Raw genomic sequence first — 18,157 nt, forward strand, 5'->3', positions numbered from 1 at the left:
GTTGGCCCCGTCAGCCAACCTAGGCCATCTGTCGCAGCGCCCGCTCGGCGCAGTCCGGGTCCAGCGCCTGCAGCGCCTGGTACTGGCTGGTGAACACCTGGCCGCCGAAACCCTGGAGAAAGTCCGCGCGTTGCAGCTGGTCCATCACCGGCCCCTTCACCTCCGACAGGTGCAGTTGCGCGCCGGCGCTGCGCAGGCGCTCGGCGATGGCCGCCAGGCTGTCCAGGGCGCTGGCGTCGATCAGGTTGACCCCCGAACACATCAGCACCAGATGGCGCACCTGCGGCCGCGCGGCGATCAGCTCGCCGATGCGCTCCTCCAGGTAGCGCGCATTGGGAAAATACAGGCTCTCGTCGACCCGCAGCGACAGCACGCTGGGACTCTGCACCACGGCATGGCGCAGGATGTTGCGAAAGTGCTCGCTGCCCGGCAGCTGGCCGACCACCGCCATGTGCGGACGGCTGGTGCGCCAGAGGAACAGCAGCAGCGACAGGCCGACGCCCAGCAGGATGCCGACCTCGACCCCGAGCAGCAGCACGCCGCCCAGGGTGGCCGCCTGCGCCGCGCCGTCCTGGCGGGAATAGCGCCAGGTGTGGCGCAGCGCGCCGAGGTCGACCAGGCCCAGCACCGCGACGATGATCGCCGCCGCCAGCACCGCCTGGGGCAGGTCGTGCAGCCAGGGCGTCAGCAGCAGCGCGCTGAGGGCGATGCCGAATGCGGTCAACACGCCGGCCATGGGCGTCTGTGCGCCCGCCTCGAAGTTGACCACCGAACGGGCGAAACCGCCGGTCACCGGCATGCCGGCGCTGAGCGCCGCCGCCAGGTTGGCCGCGCCGAGGCCGAGCAGCTCGCGGTCCGGGGCGATGCGCTGGCGGCGCTTGGCCGCCAGGGTCTGCGCCACCGAGACCGACTCGACGAAACCGATCAGGCTGATCAGTGCCGCGGCCGGCAGCAACTGCGCCATCAGCGCCAGGTCCAGAGGCGGTAGGGTCAGAGGCGGCAGGCCGCTGGGGATGCTGCCGACCACCCGCACCCCGGCCTGCTCCAGCTGCAGTGCGCCGACCAACAGCACCGCCACGACGATGGCCAGCACCGGCCCGGCCTTGGCCAGGCTGGCCGCCAGCCGCGGCGCGGCGCCGCAGGCGCACAGCAGCGGCTGCAGGTGGCGCCGCGCCCACCAGAGAAACAGCAGACTGCCGGCGCCGATCGCCAGGGTCGGCAGATGGGTCTGCGGCAAGTTCTCGAACAACGCCGGCAACAGCTGCGGCAGCGCCTGGCCCGACGCGGCGATGCCGAGGATATGCTGGAGCTGGCCCAGGGCGATGAGCAGGCCGGAGGCGCTGATGAAGCCGGAGATCACCGGATGGCTGAGGAAGTTGGCGAGAAAGCCCAGGCGCAGCAACGCCATGCCCAGCAACAGCAGGGCCGAGAGCAGGGCCAGCAGCATGGCCCCGCCCAGGTACTCGGCGCTGCCCGGGGCGAACAGCGGCCCCAGGGCCGCGGCGGTCATCAGCGACACCACGGCCACCGGCCCCACCGCCAGGGTGCGGCTGGAGCCGCACAGAGCATAGGCCAGCAGCGGCAGGATGCTGGCATACAGGCCGGTCTGCGGCGGCAGCCCGGCCAGCATGGCGTAGGCCAGGCCCTGGGGAATCAGCATCAGGGTGACGATCAATGCGGCCAGGCCATCCTGGCCGGCCACCCGGCGGTCGTAGCCGCGCAGCCAGTCTGGACGCCACTTCATGGGAACATATTCAACGGGATCTTCAGGTAGCGGGTGCCGTTGTCCTCCGCAGGGGGCAACTCGCCGGCGCGCATGTTCACCTGCACCGCCGGCAACATCAGCGCCGGCATCTTCAGCTCGGCATCCCGGGCGCGGCGCATGGCGACGAAGCTGTCCTCGTCGATGCCCTCGCGCACCTGCACGTTGTGCGCGCGCTGCTCGGCCACCGTGGTCTGGTACTGGTAGTGCTCGCGCCCCGGGGCCTTGTAGTCATGGCAGAGGAACAGCCTGGTCGCGCCGGGCAATTCGAACAGCCGGCGGATCGAGCGGTACAGCGCCCGGGCATCGCCGCCGGGGAAGTCGCAGCGGGCGGTGCCGTAGTCGGGCATGAACAGGGTATCGCCGACGAAGGCGGCGTCGCCGATCAGGTAGCTCATGCACGCCGAGGTATGCCCCGGGGTGTGCAGGGCGCGGACGCTGAGCGCGCCGATGCCGAGGCAGTCGCCGTCCTGCAGCAGCCGGTCGAACTGACGGCCATCGGTGGCGAATTCCCGGCCGAGGTTGAACAGCCGGGCGAAGCTGTCCTGCACCTGGGTGACCCCCGCGCCGATCGCCCGGCGCCCGCCCAGCTCGCGCTGGAGGTAGGCGGCGGCGGACAGGTGGTCGGCATGCACATGGGTCTCCAGCAGCCAGTCCAGGGTCAGGCCCCGCTCGCGCACATGGCCGACCAGGCGCTCGGCGCCCGCGTGGGAGATGCGCCCGGCGGCCGCGTCGTAGTCCAGCACCGGGTCGATGATGGCGCAACGCTTGCTGCCCGGATCGCTGACCACATAGCTGTAGCTGGAGGTGGCCGAATCGAAGAAGGCGGTGATTTCGGGCGACATGACGACTCCTCAGGTGCGGCGGCGACGCTGCTGGACAGAGAACACTAGCATCCCGGCCAGCATCGCCAGCACGAACAGCACGGCTTGGCCCTGGCCGCTGGGCAGGATCACCAGCGCCGGACCGGGACAGATGCCGGCGACGCCCCAACCGATGCCGAACAGCAGGCTGCCGCCGATCAGCCGGCGGTCCGGCTCGCGCCCGGCCGGCAACCGCATGGCCGCGCCGAGCAGCGAGCGCGAGCGGCCCCTGGCCCAGGCCATGGGCGCAGCGGCGACACCGATGGCCCCGACCATGACCAGCAGCAGCGACGGGTCCCAGGCCCCGGCCAGGTCGAGGAAGCCGAGCACCTTGGCCGGATTGGCCATGCCGGACAGCAGCAGGCCGAGGCCGAAGAGCAGGCCGGCGAGCAATGCGGTGAGTGGGCGCACGTTCAGCCTCCGAATAGATGACGCAGGACAAACACCGTGGCAAAACCACTGGCCATGAAGACGAGCGTCGCCACCAGCGAGCGCGGCGACAGGCGCGCCACGCCACAGACCCCATGACCGCTGGTACAACCGGAACCGTAGCGGGTGCCGATGCCGACCAGCAGACCGGCCACCAGCACACCCGGCCAGCCGCCCTCGAATTCGATCGCCGGCAGCGTGGCGAACAGGCTCCAGAGCGCCGGCGCCAGCAGCAGTCCGAGCAGGAACAAGGCCTTCTCACCGCGCCCCTCGCCGCCCTCCAGGACGCCGCCCAGCAGGCCGCTGATACCGGCGATGCGCCCGTTGCCCAGCACGAACAGGGTGGCGGCCAGACCGATCAGGGCGCCGCCGGCCAGGGACGACCAGGGGCTGAAGTGCAACCAGTCGATGGCGACCCCGTCGGTGGCGATCCCGGCTGTGGCGCCCCCGGCGATGCTCATGGCGCCTCTCCCGCGCAGAACAGCCGGTACAGGGTGTCGAGCACCGCCGAGGCAGCCGGGCTGCTGACCCGGTAGTGGATTTGCTTGCCGTCGCGGCGGGTGGCCACCAGCCCCTCGCGGCGCAGGACCGCCAACTGCTGCGACAGGGTCGGTTGCTGGATGCCGAGCAGGGCCTCCAGCTCGCCCACGCTGCGCTCGCCTTCGGTGAGCTGGCAGAGCAGCAGCAGGCGGTCGGGGTTGGCCAGGGCCTTGAGCAGCTGGCCGGCGGCCTCGGCATTGGCGCGCAGCAACTGCATATCCAGAGGCGATAGGGGTGCGTTCATGGCGGCTCGCTCACTTAATGCAATGACAATATATTTTTTTATAAAGTATATAGCAAGACCGCCACGCTTCAGGTCATCCCCCGCGACTGCGCTCACCGAGCAGGCCGAAACGCAGAAGCCCGCCAGTTGGCGGGCTTCTGCGTGCCTCGTCACGACCGGGCAGGATGCAACTACCCGGTCATGTCTGTATCCCGTCGCGGACGGGACAAGCCTTACAGCAGCGGCAGCGTGTAGCTGACGATCAGACGGTTCTCGTCGATGTCGTTGGCGAAGTTGGAACGCACCGCGGCGTTGCGCCAGCGCACGCCGAGGTTCTTCAGCGCACCTTCCTGGAACACGTACATCAGCTCGGTATCGCGCTCCCACTCCTTGCCCTCGGAACGGTTGGCGCCCAGCTCGACGTTGTCGCCGGTCAGGTAGCGGGTCATGAAGGTCAGGCCAGGGATGCCGATGGAGGCGAAGTTGAAGTCGTAGCGCGCCTGCCAGGACTTCTCGTCCTTGTTGGCGAAATCGCTGATCTGCACGTAGTTGACGAGGAAGGGGTCGGTACCGTTGATATAGGCGAAACCGGTGTCGCCGCTCATCTTCTGGTAGCCCAGGCCGAAGCTGTGGCCGCCCAGGCCGTAGGTGACCATGGCACCGAGGGCCTTGTTGTCGACGTTACTGCGCGAGCCGTCGTCGGTGGAGCGGGCATAGCGCAGGTCGGTCTTCAGGCTCTGCTTGTCGCCCAGCGGCAGCACATGCACCAGATTGAAGGAGTTCTGCTTGTACAGGTCCTCCAGGTTGGAGTGGTAGTAGGACGCGGTCAGGTCCTGGGTGAGCTTGTAGCTGCCGCCGAGGAACTGGAAGGAATCGGTCGTGGTGCCGCCGGTGGTGGTGATGCCGCGTTGACCGCCGCGGGTGATGGCGATGTCCTCGAAGTCGCCGGAGTTGCGGTGGTTGACTTCGCGCAGGTAGCCGCCATCCAGGGTCAGGCCATCGATCTCCTGGGAAACCAGGTGGCCGCCCTTGAACACCTGCGGGGTCAGGCGGCTGTCGCTGGAGGCGATGGCCATGTTCTTGAACTGCATGCTGCCGGCCCGCAGGGTGCTCTTGGAGGCCTTGACCTTGGCGGCGACAGCCAGGTCGGAGGAGTAGTCCTGGGAGCCGCCCGACGACTGATCGGGCACCAGCAGGCCGCTGCCGGCGGTGCCGTCGCCGGAGTCCAGCTTGAAGCCGAGCATGCCGATGGCATCCAGGCCGAAGCCCACGGTGCCTTCGGTGTAGCCCGACTCCGCGCGCAGGATGAAGCCCTGGGCCCACTCTTCCTGCTTGGCCTGGCTCGGGGTCGGCCGGCTGTCCTGACGGAAATCGCGGTTGAAGTAGAAGTTGCGCGCCTCCAGGCTGGCCTTGCTGTCCTTGATGAACTCGGCCTGGGCCAGCGGGCTCAGGGACAGGGTGCCGGCGGCGATGGCCAGTGCCAGGGTGGTCTTTCTCATCGTGATTTACTCCAGTGTTTTAGGGGTGACACACCGGCCCGGCGCAGGCTTCGCAACGAAGAGGCAGGCGCGAGCCGAATCCGATCGCCACAGCGCCCCGCCCTGGGTGGCCGTCATAGGGCTGTCCAGGACGCTGAAACGAGGCTGGGCGAGGATGATTCAGGGGCGCGGGACGGGCCGCCGACCGCGGACGAATGGAGCGGGCCTGGGAGCGATGGAACAGCAACAGGAGAGGTTCATCGGCGCGGGTCTCTTCATTGTTATTGTGCGCCAGCCCAGGGGGCCGGCTTGGGTCTGAAGAGCCATAGGCAAATACTGCGCCAGAAGCCAAGGCACGCGAAGAAAGGCTCTGGCTCAAGGGGGCGGCAGCTGTGTCAGGGCCGCGAGGGGCCGAGGGACCAAGGCGGGTGGGCGGCTTTCCGCCCACTCGCAGTGCGCCATCGGCGGATTATCGCCATAAGCGGGCGCTAGCCACGGACGATCTGGTTCTTGCCCTGGCGCTTGGCCAGGTACATGGCCGCATCGGCGCGGGCGAACAGCGCATCCAGACTCTGATCGCTGCGCTCCAGGCTGGTCAGGCCCTGGCTGATGGTGATGCCGAACGACTTGCCCTGGTGCGCGAACCCCAGGCGCTTGACCTCGCGCTGCAGGCGCTCGGCGATCTGCCCGGCCAGTGCCGGCTCGCAGCCGGGAAACAGGGCGGCGAACTCCTCGCCGCCGATGCGCCCGAACAGGTCGCCACGACGCAACACCGAGGCGCCGCATTGGGCCAGGCGCTGCAGCACCCGGTCGCCCATCTGGTGGCCGTACCTGTCGTTGATCTGCTTGAAGTCATCGATGTCGAGCAACAGAAAGGCCAAGGGCGTGCCGAACTGGCGGGCGCGCTCGAACTCGCCCAGGGCGCAGTCGAAGAAGTGCCGGCGGTTGCTGCTCTGGGTCAGCACGTCGGTGGTGGCCAGGCGATGCAGCTCCCCCTCCAGTCGCTTCTTCTCGGTGATGTCCTCGGCGATGCCGACGATGATCTGCGCCTGCCCCGCGGCGCTCTGGTGGCTGATGAAGCACTTGTCGTTGAGCCAGCGCAGCTGTCCGTCGCCGCGGATGATGCGGTACTCGCGGCTCTCCACCGCACCGGCGTCCAATACCTTGGCCAGGCTCTCGGCGGCATAGTCGAGGTCATCCGGATAGATGCAGTTGCGCCACTCGTCGTAGTCGGCCAGCAGCAAGGCAGCCGAACGGCCGAAGATCTGCTCGTAGGCCGGACTGACATAGATCACCCGTTGCTGCTGCCAGTCGAAGGCCCAGAGCACGGCATTGACACTGCCGAGCAGGGTACTGAACAGCTGCTCGCGCTCACGCAGGCGCGCCACTTCCGAGCGGCAATGCAACAACGCCAGGGTCAGCTCCTCCAACTCGACCGGGATAGGACTGTGCTCGTCCATAGAGCCGCTCCGCAGACTGCAGGGGGAATACCCTCAGCATAGAGCGTCACAACGAAAAAGCCCGCCGTACGGCGGGCTTGGCAGATGCGGCGCGGGCCGCTCAGTGCGCGGCGGCCGGACGCAGGGAGTAGCTCTGCAGCTGCTCGGCGAAGTCGCGCAGGGACTGGATGCCGCTGGCCTCGGCCTCGTGCACCCACTGCTTGATCGCCTCGAGCATCTCGTGGCCGTTGGAGCTGGTCTTGGCCCAGATCTGCTGCAGGGCCAGGCGCTTCTCGTAGATCACCTTGAGCGCATGGCTCTGCGCCAGCATGGCGTCGATGCGCAGCTGCTGACTGTCCTGCAGCAGACTCGGCTCGCGGGCCAACAGGCGCTTGGCACGGCGGAACTGGTGGCGTACCGAGGCGTCGGCCTTGAGCAGCTCCTGCTTGACCAACGGCCCGATCACCAGCCTGCGGTACTGGGCCATGATCTGGAAACGGTTGTTGAGGATGGCCATGGCGGTGTCCATGTCCAGCTGGCGCTTGCCCTCGACCCGATGGGCGATCGGCGCCACCCGCTGCACCTTGGCCAGCCCCAGCAGGCTGAACAGCTTGATCCAGGCCCAGCCCATGTCGAACTCCCACTTGCGCACCGACAGCTTGGCCGAGTTCGGGTAGGTGTGGTGGTTGTTGTGCAGCTCCTCGCCGCCGATCAGGATGCCCCAGGGCAGCAGGTTGGTGGCCGCGTCGCGGCACTCGAAGTTGCGGTAACCGACGGCATGGCCCAGGCCATTGATCACCCCGGCGGCCCACACCGGAATCCACATCATCTGCACCGCCCACACGGTCATGCCGAGCACGCCGAACAGGGCCAGGTCGATGATCGCCATCAGGGTCACGCCGCCGATCGGGTAGCGTGAATAGAGGTTGCGCTCGATCCAGTCGTCGGGGCAGTTCTTGCCATAGATGCGCAGGGTTTCCGCGTTCTTCGCCTCCTCCTGGTACAGCTCGGCGCCCTTGCGCAGCACGGTACCCAGGCCCTTGATCACCGGGCTGTGCGGATCGTCGAGGGTTTCGCACTTGGCGTGGTGCTTGCGGTGGATGGCGGTCCACTCGCGGGTGTTCTGGCCGGTGGTCAGCCACAGCCAGAAGCGGAAGAAATGCTTCAGTAGCGGGTGCAGTTCCAGGGCGCGGTGCGCCGAGTAGCGGTGCAGGTAGACGGTGACGCTGACGATGGTCACGTGCGTCAGCACCAGGGTGACCGCGATCAGTTGCCAGACCGACAGGTCGAGAAAGCCGTTGTACCACATGGGGTCGAGTACCTCTGCAAAAGTGGCGCGGCCTGTTCCAAAGTATCAGGCCGTTAAGCATTATCCCTGACCTCAGACAGAAAACCAGTTGGTCTTTTGGATAAGAATGACGCGGCTGCGCCTGTCTCTATACTGCACTGCACGCAAAAGGAGTTGACCGCCCCTCCATGAACACACGCTTAGGCGCCTCGCGCCTCACCCTGCTCTACCTGCTGGCTGCCGGCCTGTGGGTTCTGCTCGGCGACAGCTGGCTCGCCGCCCTGGGGCTCGACAGCACCCAGCTGAACCGCCTGCAATCGGTCAAGGGCCTGCTGTTCGTCCTGCTCAGCGGCGCCCTGCTGTATGGCCTGCTGCGCGTCCAGCAGCATCGGCTGACCCGCTCCAGCCGGGACCTCGGCGCCAGCGAAGACAGCCTGCGCCAGGCCGCCGCGGTCTTCGAGTCCACGCAGGAAGGGGTGCTGGTCACCGACGCCGAGCAGCGCATCGTCCACGTCAACCCGGCCTTCAGCCGCATCACCGGCTACAGCGCCGCGGAGGTCCTTGGCCAGCGCCCCAGCCTGCTCAAGTCGGGACGGCATGACGGGGCGTTCTACCAGGCCCTGTGGGAGGCCCTGCAACGCCACGGCAGCTGGAGCGGCGAGGTGTGGAACCGGCGCAAGAGCGGCGAGGTCTACCCGCAGTGGCACTGCATCCGGGCGATCCACGACGAACGGGGGCGGATCGGCCACTATGTCGCGGTGTTTTCCGACATCAGCGCCCTCAAACGCTCCGAGCGGGAACTGAACCAGCTGGCCCATTACGACCCCCTGAGCAACCTGCCCAACCGTTTGCTGTTCACCGAGCGCCTGGCCCACGCCTTCGACCGCACCACTCGCACGCAGTCCCACGGTGCGCTGCTGCTGATCGACCTGGACCACTTCAAGCACATCAATGAAAGCCTCAGCCACAACGTCGGCGACCTGCTGCTGCAGGCGGTCGGCGAGCGTTTCGCCGCCCAGCTGAGCGACGGCATGACCCTGGCCCGCCTGGGCGGCGACGAATTCGGCCTGCTCTGCGAACCATGCGCCAGCCCCGACCAGGCCGCCGACCTGGCCCAGCAGCTGCTGCACAGCCTGGCCAGCCCCTTCCTCCTCGCCGGCCGGGAGCTGTACATAGGCGCCAGCATCGGTATCAGCCTGTTCCCCGAGGCCATCGACAGTGTCGAGCAGGTGCTGCGCAACGCCGATTCGGCGCTGTTCAAGGCCAAGAGCAACGGCCGCGAAGGCTTCGCCTTCTATGACCAGGCGCTCACCCAGTACGCCCGGCAACGGGTCGAACTGGTCGGTGCCCTGCGCCAGGCCCTGGACAACGCACAGCTGCGCCTGCACTACCAGCCCCTGCACGACCTGCAGGACGGCCGTCTGGTCGGCGTCGAGGCCCTGGTGCGCTGGCAGCACCCGCAGCGCGGCCTGGTGCCGCCGGCGGAGTTCATCCCGATCGCCGAAGACAGCGGCCTGATCGGCGCCATCGATGCCTGGGTGCTGGAGCGGGCGTGCCGGCAGATGGTCGCCTGGCAGGCCGCTGGCGCCGAGCTGGAATTCGTCGCGGTGAACGTCTCCGGCCGGCTGTTCAACCGCGGCGAGTTGGACCTGCAGGTGACCCGGGTCCTGGCCGCGACCGGCCTGGACCCGGCCTGCCTGGAACTGGAAGTCACCGAGAGCGCTGTCATGGAGAACCCCGACGCCGCCCTGCTGCGGCTCGAACGCCTGCGCCAGCTGGGCGTGGGCCTGGCCATCGACGACTTCGGCACCGGCTACTCCTCCCTGGCCCGCCTCAAGCGTTTGCCCGTGCACAAGCTCAAGCTCGACCAGAGCTTCGTGCGCGGCCTGCCCCACGACAGCGACGATGCGGCGATCACCCGGGCGGTGATCGCCCTCGGCCAAAGCCTGGAGCTGCGGGTCGTGGCCGAGGGTATCGAACGGCCGGAACAGGTCGAGTTCCTCCGCCAGCTCGGCTGCGACTACGGTCAGGGCTACCACTTCGGACGGCCGGTCACGGCCGAGCGGATCGGCCGTGCGGCGGACCCGGCGACCCTCGCCAGCGAACCACTGGGCGCGCCCTGATGCGGCGACGGTGTACCGGACATCCGGCCGAAGAGAGCAAGGAGCTGCCATGCGCGTGATGATTCTCGAAGACGACCCCTGGATCGCCGACCTGCTCAAGCAGGTCGTCCTCAGCCTGCGCCCGGCCGCCCAGGTCAAATGCCTGGGCAGCGTCGCCGAGGCCCTGCTCGACTGGCAGCAGCATGCCGCCGACCTGGTGATTTCCGACTGGAACCTGCCGGACGACCAGGGCACCCACCTGCTCGAACAGGTCCGCCGCGACAATCCCCAGGTACCGCTGCTGATGGTGACCGGACGGGCCGACCGCGACAGCGTGCTGGAGGTGCGCCGCCTGGGCATCAGCGCCTTCATCAGCAAACCGTTCCAGCTGCCCAAGGTACTCGAGTGCCTGGGACAACTGCTGCCGGCCGACGATGCCGAGGCGGCGGCCGCGGCGCCCGCTGCCGACAGCTTCGTCGCGCTCTTGGGCGACCTACCGGCCAGCGCCCTGGACCTGCCCCTGCAGGCCGGCATGCTCGACGGTCTGCAGGCCGATGCCGCCGAGCCGCCGAGCCTGCAGCAGCTCTGCGAACGCTGGCGGCACGACGCGGCGCTGACCGCGCGCCTGGTCGCCGCCGCCAACAACAGCCAGTACAACCGGAGCAACCGCCCCTGCCTGAGCCTGGCCGAGGCCCTGCAGATCCTCGGCCCGGTCACCAGTCGCAGCCTGGGCCTGGGCCTGGGCCTGCGCCCGGCCGCCGAACTGGAGGATGGCGAACTGAAGCTGCAGGCCCAGGCCTACCTCGAGCAGGTCGAGCGCCTCACCGAACGGGTGACCCGGCTCGCCGAGCAGGCCAAACTCGACCCCGCCCCGTTGCAGTGCGCCGCAACGCTGCACCGCATCGGCGAACTGTGCGTGCTGCAGCAGGCGCAACTCTGGAAGGACGGCGGCCAGCCCCTGGACACGGAGCAGCTGCAACAGGCGCTGGATCAGTGGAGCAACGAACTGGCCTTTCGCCTCAAGGCCCACTGGCGCCTGCCGACCGCCTTACGCGAGCTGATCGGCGCCTGCTATGGTCTGGCCAGCAATAACGTCAAACGAGAAACCATCGTCATGCGCCTGGCCATCTGCGAGCAGCACCCCGAACCCGACAACGACGACCTGGCCCGCCTGCGACGCCTGGCCGGACTGAGCTGAGCACGGCCGTGAGCGGAGCGCCCACCCCAGGATGTCGTCGATGAGCCCAGCCGCCAAAGCCAACACCATTCACTGGATAGTGGTCGGCGGCAGCCTGCTCCTCGCCCTGCTCTTCAGCGCCCTCGGCTGGCAGGCGCTACGCGAACGGGAAGCCCTGTGGCAGTTGCAGATGACCCGCCAGGGTGAACTGCAGCGCCTGGCCCAGCAAGGCAGCCAGGAGCGCCTGCGGGAGCAGGCGCAGATACTCGCCGATGCCATCGCCGCCGACGCCTGGGTCGTGGAGCTGGTGCGCCAGGCCCAGGTGCTGGCGCGCGAGGGCAAGGGACCTCGCGACGCCCGCCTCGGTTATATCCGCAATCAGCTGTACACCCGCCTGGCGCCACGCTGGCGCAGCCTGCAAGCCGGTCACCCCTTCCGCCTCTATGTGCACCTGGCGCCCAGCGCCGAGGTGCTGCTGCGGGTACACCAGCCCAAGGTCTTCGGCGACCACCAGGCCGCCGGGCGGCCGATGCTGCGCGACGTCCTCGCCGATGGCCGCAGCCGCTCCGGCCTCGGCCTGGCGCCCGGCAACCTGGGCATGCGGGCCGTCGTGCCGCTGCAGGTGGAACAGGCCGACGAGACGACCACGGTCGGCGCCATCGAGGTGGGGCTCGGCGTGCTCAACGACCTGCGGCAGCTCGACCTGGAGCTGGACGCCGGGGTCGCCCTGCTGGTTCGTCACAACCTGCTCGAATCGCCGGACAGCGGCGAGAGCCTGCGCGGCCTGCCCACCCGGGACCAGCTCTGGTACCTGCTGGACGCCTCCCGCCCAGAGGTGCGTCGCTGGCAACGACAGCGGCTGTTGCCGACCCCGGACAGCGGCACGACCCTCAAGCTGATCGCCGATGACGGCCATACCTACCTGCTCAACCAGATCGTCCTGTCCGGCTACCCGTACCGCCAACCGCATGCCGCGCCAGCCAAGGCCATGGCCCTGGTCTGGCGCGATGTCAGCGAGCTGTTCGCCCGCCACCAGGAGGAGAAGAAGCGGCTGATCGGCAAGTGGCTGCTGGCCTGGCTGGGCGCCGAAGCCCTGCTCCTGCTGCTGCTGTTCGCCACCCGCAACGGCACCCGGGCGCTGATGCAGCGGCACCAGCGCGCGCTGCTGGACAAACACCGGCAGAGCGAGCAGGCGCGCCAGTTGCTGACCATCATTACCCAGGCCCAGGCCGCCTACATCGATGCGCGGAACCAGTACCAGGTGTTCGCCGACCTGCTGCAGCGCATCCTCGAACTGAGCGCCAGCCCCTACGGCTTTATCGGCGAGGTGCTGCACGACGCCGACGGCCCGCCCTATGTGCGCACCTATGCGCTGCGCGACCTGGCCGACCAGTCGGCGTGCGCCGAGGCCCAGCCCGCACGCCTGGAAATTCGCGACCTGGACAGCCTGTTCGGCCAGGTCCTGGACAGTGGCCAGCCACAGATCGTCAATTCGCCGCTCGCCCCCCGGCAACCCAGCGGCCTGCCGACGACGCACCCGCCCCTGCAGGCCGCCGCCGGCCTGCCGATCTTCAGCCGCGGGCAACTGGTCGGCCTGCTCGGCCTGCTCAACCGGGTCGACGGCTATCCCCACGAGCTGATCGAGCAGCTCCATCCGCTGCTCGCCACCCTCGGCCAACTGATCGATGCGCTGCGCCGCGACCGCCAGCGCGAACACGAGCAGTTGCGCCTGCAACGCCAGCAGGGCGCGCTGCGCGCCCTCAACGAGATTGCCGCACTGCCCGAACGCAGCAGTCAGGAGCAGTTGCGCCAGGCGCTGCACCTGGGCGCGCGCTTCTACCGGCTGCCGCTGGCGATCATCAGCCAGATCGACGACGAGGATTACCGGGTGCTGGTCCAGGTCTCGCCAGACGGCGGCCTGCAGGACGGCCAGCGCTTCGCCCTCGGCGAGACCTACTGCAGCCTCACCCTGCAGAGCGACGAGGTACTGGCCATCGCGCACATGGCGCAGTCGCCCCATGCCGGCCACCCCTGCTACCGGCAGTTCGCCCTGGAGACCTATATCGGCATCGCCATCTGGGTCGGCGGCCGGCGCTTCGGCACCCTCAACTTCTCCGCCGCCCACGCCCGCGAGCAGCATTTCGACGAGGCCGATAGGGAGTTCCTGCGGCTGTTCGCCCGCTGGGTCGGCGCCACCCTCGAGCGCCAGCGCCAGGCCCAGGCGCGCCAGGCGCTGCTGGAGCGCCTCAACGAATCCCAACGGATCGCCCGCCTGGGCCACTGGGAAGTCGACCTGCACAGCGGCCAGGCACACTGGTCCGATGTCATCTTCGCCATCTTCGGCCAGGACCCGCAGCACTTCAGCCCCAGCATGACGGCCTTCTACCAGTGCGTGCACCCCGAGGACCGCGAACTGGTCGAGGCCAGCCAGCGCCTGGCCGAGGCCGGCGGCGGACACGAGGTGGTCTACCGCATTGCCCGTCCCGACGGCGCAATCCGCTGGATCCACGAGCTGGGACGCCTGCAGCCGGACGAGCAGGGCCGGCCACTGCGCCTGCTCGGCACCGTACAGGACATCAGCGACAGCAAGCAGCGCGACCTGGAGATCCACCGGGCCCGCAGCTTCCTCCAGGCGGTGCTCGACTCCGCCACCGGGGTCTCGATCATCGCCACCGACCCCAGCGGCCTGATCACCCTGTTCAACTCCGGCGCCGAGCGCCTGCTCGGCTACCGGGCCGCGGAGATGGTCGGCCGCAGCACGCCGGCGCTGTTCCACCTGGAAAGCGAGATGCAACAGCGCAGCGCCGAGCTCGCCCAGGCCGAGGGGCGCGCGGTGACAGGCTTCGAGGTGTTCGTGCACAACCCGCGCCGCGGCGAACCCGAGACCCGGCAGTGGACCTATGTGCGCAAGAACGGACAGACCCGCACGGTGCACCTGACCGTCAGCGCCATCCGCGACGGCGCCGGCGAGATCAGCGGCTTTCTCGGCATCGCCAGCGACATCAGCGAACTGCAGCAGGCCACCCGTGCCCTGCAGAAGAGCGAGAGCCGTTTCCGCGGCATGGTCAGCAACCTGCCGGGGGTGGTCTACCGCTGCGACAACGATGTCGAGTGGACCATGCGCTATATCAGCGAGGAGATCCTCAACCTGTGCGGCTACCCGGCCAGCGACTTCGTCGACAACCGCCGGCGCAGCTACGCCAGCCTGATCCACCCGGACGACCTGCCGGATACCTACCGGATATTCGAGGCCCTCGCCCGCCAGGAAACCTTCGAGCTGACCTACCGCCTGCGCCATGCCGACGGCCACGAGGTCTGGGTACGCGGCAAGGGCCGCGGCGAGTACGACAGCCAGGGCCAGCTGCTGTGGATCTCCGGCTTCATCTGGGACATCAGCGCGCGCAAGGCGGTCGAGGACCAGCTCAAGCTCAGCCAGCAGCGCTTCAGCACGGCCTTCAGCACCGCCCCCCAGGGCATGGCCCTGGTCTCCCCGCAAGGCCAGTGGCTGGAGGTCAACGACGAGCTATGCCGCATGCTCGACTACAGCCGCGAGGAGCTGCTGCGCACCGACTTCCAGCACATCACCCACCCCGACGACCTGCAGGCCGACCTGCACAACGTCGAGGCCCTGCTGCAGGGGCGGATCAACGCCTACCAGATGGAGAAGCGTTACCTGAACCGGCGCGGCGAAACCGTCTGGGTCCTGCTCAGCGTCTCCCTGGTGCGCGACGGCCAGGGCCAGCCGGTGCACTTCGTCTCCCAGGTGCAGGACTTCAGCGAGCGGGTCGCCGCCGAGCGCGCCATCCGCGAACGCGAGCACTACCTGAGCACCCTGCTCGACAACATCCTCGACGCCATCGTCACCATCGATCAGTTCGGCCGCATCGAGACCTTCAACCGCGCCGCCGAGCAGCTGTTCGGCTACAGCCTGGAGCAGGTGCTGGGACAGAACGTCAAGCTGCTGATGCCGGAACCCGAGCGCTCGGCCCACGACCACTACCTGGCGCGCTACCGCCGCAGCGGCGAGGCGCGCCTGATCGGCAGCGTGCGCGAACTGGCCGGACAGCGCAGCAACGGCGAGCAGTTCGCCCTGGAGCTGGCCGTGTCGCAGATCAGTCACCAGGGCGAACCGCGCTTTATCGCGGTGATCCGCGACATCAGCGAGCGCAAGCGCATCGAGCGGATGAAGGACGACTTCGTCTCCACCGTCAGCCACGAGCTGCGCACCCCGCTGACCGCCATCGCCGGCTCCCTCGGCCTGATCAACGGCGGCGTGCTGGGCGAGGTGCCCGCCACCATGCAGCAGATGCTGACGATCGCCCAGGGCAACTGCCAGCGCCTCAGCGCGCTGATCAACGACCTGCTGGACATGGACAAGCTGGCCGCCGGGCAGATGCACTTCGAGCTGCGCGAGCAGGCCCTGCGGCCCCTGCTCGCGCAGGCCCTGGAGCAGAACCAGCCCTATGCCCGGCAGCTGGAGGTCGACCTCGAGCTGCGCGAGGACGCCGACACGCCCTGGGTGCGGGTCGACGCGCAGCGCCTGCTGCAGGTGCTGGCCAACCTGCTGTCCAATGCGGCGAAGTTCTCCCCTCCCGGCCAGGTGGTCGAGCTGGGCGCGCAGCCCTGCGCGGGCGGCGTGCGGGTCAGCGTGCGCGACCGCGGGCCGGGGGTGCCGGAACGCTTCAAGCAGCACCTGTTCGGCAAGTTCTCCCAGGCCGACTCCACCGATACCCGCACCAAGGGCGGCACCGGCCTCGGCCTGGCCATCAGCAAGGCGATCATCGAACGCATGGGCGGGCGCATCGGCGTCGACTCGATCGAGGGCCAGGGCGCCACCTTCTGGTTCGAGCTGCCGGTGGAGGTCGCGACATGACCGGCCTGGCACGCCAGAGCGCCAAGTCGCGACGACGGCGCACGCTGAACTGGGCGCTCAGCCTCGGCCTGCTGCTGCTGCTCGGCCTGGGCGTGGAACTGCTGCTGCAGCAATATGCCCTGCGTCAGTTCGAAACCGCCCAGCAGCGCCTCACCGCTCGCGCCGGCGAGGTGCGCGCGGTGCTGCTCAGCGAGCTCAACGCCACCCTGCACCTGGCCACCGGCCTGGCCTCCTATATCGGCGCGCGCCAGGGCCAGGTGCACTCGCCCGAGTTTCAGCCCTGGCTCGATGGCCTGCTGCGCCAGGGCCGGCATATCCGCAATATCGGTCTGGCACCGGACAACCGCATCAGTTTCGTCTACCCCCTGGCCGGCAACGAGCGCGCGCTGGGCCTCTACTACCCCGACCAGCCCCAGCAGTGGCCGGCGGTACAGCGCGTCATCGCCAGCCGCGAACCGGGACTGGACGGCCCGTTGCAGCTGGTCCAGGGAGGCAACGGACTGATCTACCGGGTGCCGGTGTTCCTCGGTAACGACAGCTATTGGGGGCTGATCAGCACGGTGATCGACTTCGACCGCCTCTATGCGCGGATCGAGCAGGTGGCGCGCCAGCTCGACCTGGCGATCCGCCTCGAACGCCTCGACGAAGCCGGGGCGGCCAGCCTGATCAAGGGCCATGACCCGTCCGGCGCCCCTACCGTGGCCCTGCAGGTACGCCTGGCCGGCGCCCACTGGCGGCTCGAAGCCCGCGAGGCCCAGACCCAGCCCTCGAGTCTGCTCTGGCTGCGCGTGCTCGGCTGGGGCCTGGCCCTGGCAGTGAGCGCGCTGATCGGCCTGACCCTGCACGGCCAGCACCGCCAGGCCAGCCTGCTGCTGGCCCTCAACCAGAGCCAGCGGCAGTTCCGCCGGGCCTTCGAGCAGGCCCCCCAGGGCCTGGCCCTGCTCGACGCAGAGGGTCGCCTGCTGTCCGTCAACCGCACCCTGTGCCGCCTGCTGCAACGCGAGCCGGGCAGCCTGGTCGGCCACCGTCTCGCCCAGTTCGGCGGCGCCGAGCTGGAGGTCGGGCTCAACGGGCTGCTCGCCGAGGGGGGCGAAGGACAGGCGCGCGGCCGCCAGCTGTGCCTGTTCGACGCCCAGGGCGAGCCCATCGACATCGAACTCAGCGCCGCCGCCCTGGACGACGATGCCCCCGAGCAACCCAGGTGGATCCTCCATCTGCAGGACATTCGCGAGAGCAAGCGCCTGCTGCGCCTGCAGAACGAATTCGTGTCCACCGTCAGCCATGAGCTGCGCACCCCGCTCACCGCCATTCGCGGCCCGCTGGAGCTGCTCAATGCCGGGGCCCTCGGCGAAGTCCCCGCCGCCATGCGGCAGATGCTGCAGATTGCCGGCGACAACAGCCAGCGCCTGGCCCTGCTGATCAACGACCTGCTGGACATCGGCAAGCTCGAAGCCGGGCGCATGCTCTTCGACTGCCGGCCCCACGCCCTGCAGCCGCTGATCGAACAGGCGCTGCAGGCCAACCAGGCCTATGCCGCCGACTACGGGGTGCGGCTCAGACAGATCGGCGCCTGCCCGGACTGGGTGCGGGTCGACGAACGCCGCCTGCAACAGGTGCTGAGCAACCTGCTGGCCAACGCCGCCAAGTTTTCCCCGCAGGGGACGGACGTGGAACTCTTCACCGAGCGCCGCGGGCAGTGGCTACGCCTGCACGTGCGCGACCGCGGCCCGGGCATCGCGGCCGCCTTCCGCCCGCGGATCTTCCAGAAATTCGCCCAGGCCGACGCCTCCGACAGCCGTCAGCAGAGCGGTACCGGCCTGGGCCTGGCGATCAGCAAGGAACTGGTGGAACAGATGGGCGGGCAGATCGGTTTCGACTCCGTGGAAGGCCAGGGTGCTATCTTTTGGCTGGAACTGCCGCGGCTCGACGCCACCGAGGGACAGCCGTCATGACGCCGCCCCTGCGCCAGCCTTCGCGCTGCCA

Annotated in this window: 12 protein-coding genes; 4 read left to right on the forward strand and 8 right to left on the reverse strand. The window is 68.8% G+C overall.

Annotated features, from left to right (window positions below; translation table 11 throughout):
- Positions 1–19: 19 nt before the first annotated feature.
- The 8 genes from SBP02_RS19815 to desA all read right to left on the reverse strand — a co-directional run bounded on the left by SBP02_RS19815 (position 20) and on the right by desA (position 8,043).
- Entirely contained in the window at positions 20–1,744 is a 1,725-nt protein-coding gene (locus SBP02_RS19815) for a SulP family inorganic anion transporter (protein WP_318644111.1), read from the reverse strand.
- Positions 1,741–2,607, reverse strand: a complete 867-nt coding sequence (locus tag SBP02_RS19820) for an MBL fold metallo-hydrolase (RefSeq protein WP_318644113.1) — start codon at positions 2,605–2,607, stop codon at positions 1,741–1,743. The genes SBP02_RS19815 and SBP02_RS19820 overlap by 4 nt, the downstream gene beginning before the upstream one ends.
- A 9-nt stretch (positions 2,608–2,616) precedes the next feature.
- Entirely contained in the window at positions 2,617–3,036 is a 420-nt protein-coding gene (locus tag SBP02_RS19825) for a DUF6691 family protein (RefSeq protein WP_318644114.1), read from the reverse strand.
- A 2-nt stretch (positions 3,037–3,038) separates the two neighbouring features.
- Positions 3,039–3,515, reverse strand: coding sequence for a YeeE/YedE family protein (locus SBP02_RS19830; protein ID WP_318644116.1), 477 nt, complete (start codon positions 3,513–3,515; stop codon positions 3,039–3,041).
- Positions 3,512–3,838, reverse strand: a complete 327-nt coding sequence (locus tag SBP02_RS19835; RefSeq protein ID WP_318644117.1) for an ArsR/SmtB family transcription factor — start codon at positions 3,836–3,838, stop codon at positions 3,512–3,514. The genes SBP02_RS19830 and SBP02_RS19835 overlap by 4 nt, the downstream gene beginning before the upstream one ends.
- 212 nt (positions 3,839–4,050) lie before the next feature.
- Positions 4,051–5,316, reverse strand: a complete 1,266-nt coding sequence (locus SBP02_RS19840) for an OprD family porin (protein WP_318644118.1) — start codon at positions 5,314–5,316, stop codon at positions 4,051–4,053.
- A 467-nt stretch (positions 5,317–5,783) separates the two neighbouring features.
- Positions 5,784–6,755 carry a GGDEF domain-containing protein gene (locus tag SBP02_RS19845; protein ID WP_318644119.1) on the reverse strand — a complete coding sequence of 324 codons (972 nt, stop codon included), beginning with the start codon at positions 6,753–6,755 and terminating at the stop codon, positions 5,784–5,786.
- Positions 6,756–6,855: 100 nt separating this feature from the next.
- Positions 6,856–8,043, reverse strand: coding sequence for a delta-9 fatty acid desaturase DesA (gene desA, locus SBP02_RS19850; RefSeq protein ID WP_318644120.1), 1,188 nt, complete (start codon positions 8,041–8,043; stop codon positions 6,856–6,858).
- A gap of 167 nt (positions 8,044–8,210) precedes the next feature.
- On the opposite strand from desA, the gene dibA reads away from it, so the two are divergent.
- From dibA to SBP02_RS20990, 4 genes are read left to right on the forward strand one after another with little or no spacing between them, the layout of a single operon-like run.
- Positions 8,211–10,145 (forward strand): phosphodiesterase DibA, encoded by a 1,935-nt coding sequence (gene dibA / locus SBP02_RS19855; protein ID WP_318644121.1) that lies wholly within the window; start codon positions 8,211–8,213, stop codon positions 10,143–10,145.
- A 49-nt stretch (positions 10,146–10,194) separates the two neighbouring features.
- Entirely contained in the window at positions 10,195–11,322 is a 1,128-nt protein-coding gene (locus SBP02_RS19860) for a response regulator (RefSeq protein WP_318644122.1), read from the forward strand.
- Between the two features lie 40 nt (positions 11,323–11,362).
- Complete coding sequence (locus SBP02_RS19865; RefSeq protein ID WP_318644123.1) at positions 11,363–16,174, forward strand: PAS domain S-box protein; 4,812 nt, start codon at positions 11,363–11,365, stop codon at positions 16,172–16,174.
- Entirely contained in the window at positions 16,171–18,126 is a 1,956-nt protein-coding gene (locus tag SBP02_RS20990) for an ATP-binding protein (protein ID WP_404824347.1), read from the forward strand. Before SBP02_RS19865 ends, SBP02_RS20990 begins: the two co-directional genes overlap by 4 nt.
- Positions 18,127–18,157: the final 31 nt, after the last annotated feature.

Origin of the sequence: Pseudomonas benzenivorans, assembly GCF_033547155.1 — a bacterium.
GTDB lineage: Bacteria > Pseudomonadota > Gammaproteobacteria > Pseudomonadales > Pseudomonadaceae > Aquipseudomonas > Aquipseudomonas benzenivorans_B.

Excerpts from the sequence above, each read along its gene's own strand:
- SBP02_RS19815 (WP_318644111.1), bottom strand. The coding sequence starts at position 1,744 with ATGAAGTGGCGTCCAGACTGGCTGCGCGGCTACGACCGCCGGGTGGCC.
- SBP02_RS19860 (WP_318644122.1), top strand. The coding sequence starts at position 10,195 with ATGCGCGTGATGATTCTCGAAGACGACCCCTGGATCGCCGACCTGCTC.
- SBP02_RS19865 (WP_318644123.1), top strand. The coding sequence starts at position 11,363 with ATGAGCCCAGCCGCCAAAGCCAACACCATTCACTGGATAGTGGTCGGC.
- dibA (WP_318644121.1), top strand. The coding sequence starts at position 8,211 with ATGAACACACGCTTAGGCGCCTCGCGCCTCACCCTGCTCTACCTGCTG.
- SBP02_RS19830 (WP_318644116.1), bottom strand. The coding sequence starts at position 3,515 with ATGAGCATCGCCGGGGGCGCCACAGCCGGGATCGCCACCGACGGGGTC.
- SBP02_RS19840 (WP_318644118.1), bottom strand. The coding sequence starts at position 5,316 with ATGAGAAAGACCACCCTGGCACTGGCCATCGCCGCCGGCACCCTGTCC.
- SBP02_RS20990 (WP_404824347.1), top strand. The coding sequence starts at position 16,171 with ATGACCGGCCTGGCACGCCAGAGCGCCAAGTCGCGACGACGGCGCACG.
- SBP02_RS19820 (WP_318644113.1), bottom strand. The coding sequence starts at position 2,607 with ATGTCGCCCGAAATCACCGCCTTCTTCGATTCGGCCACCTCCAGCTAC.
- SBP02_RS19835 (WP_318644117.1), bottom strand. The coding sequence starts at position 3,838 with ATGAACGCACCCCTATCGCCTCTGGATATGCAGTTGCTGCGCGCCAAT.
- SBP02_RS19845 (WP_318644119.1), bottom strand. The coding sequence starts at position 6,755 with ATGGACGAGCACAGTCCTATCCCGGTCGAGTTGGAGGAGCTGACCCTG.
- desA (WP_318644120.1), bottom strand. The coding sequence starts at position 8,043 with ATGTGGTACAACGGCTTTCTCGACCTGTCGGTCTGGCAACTGATCGCG.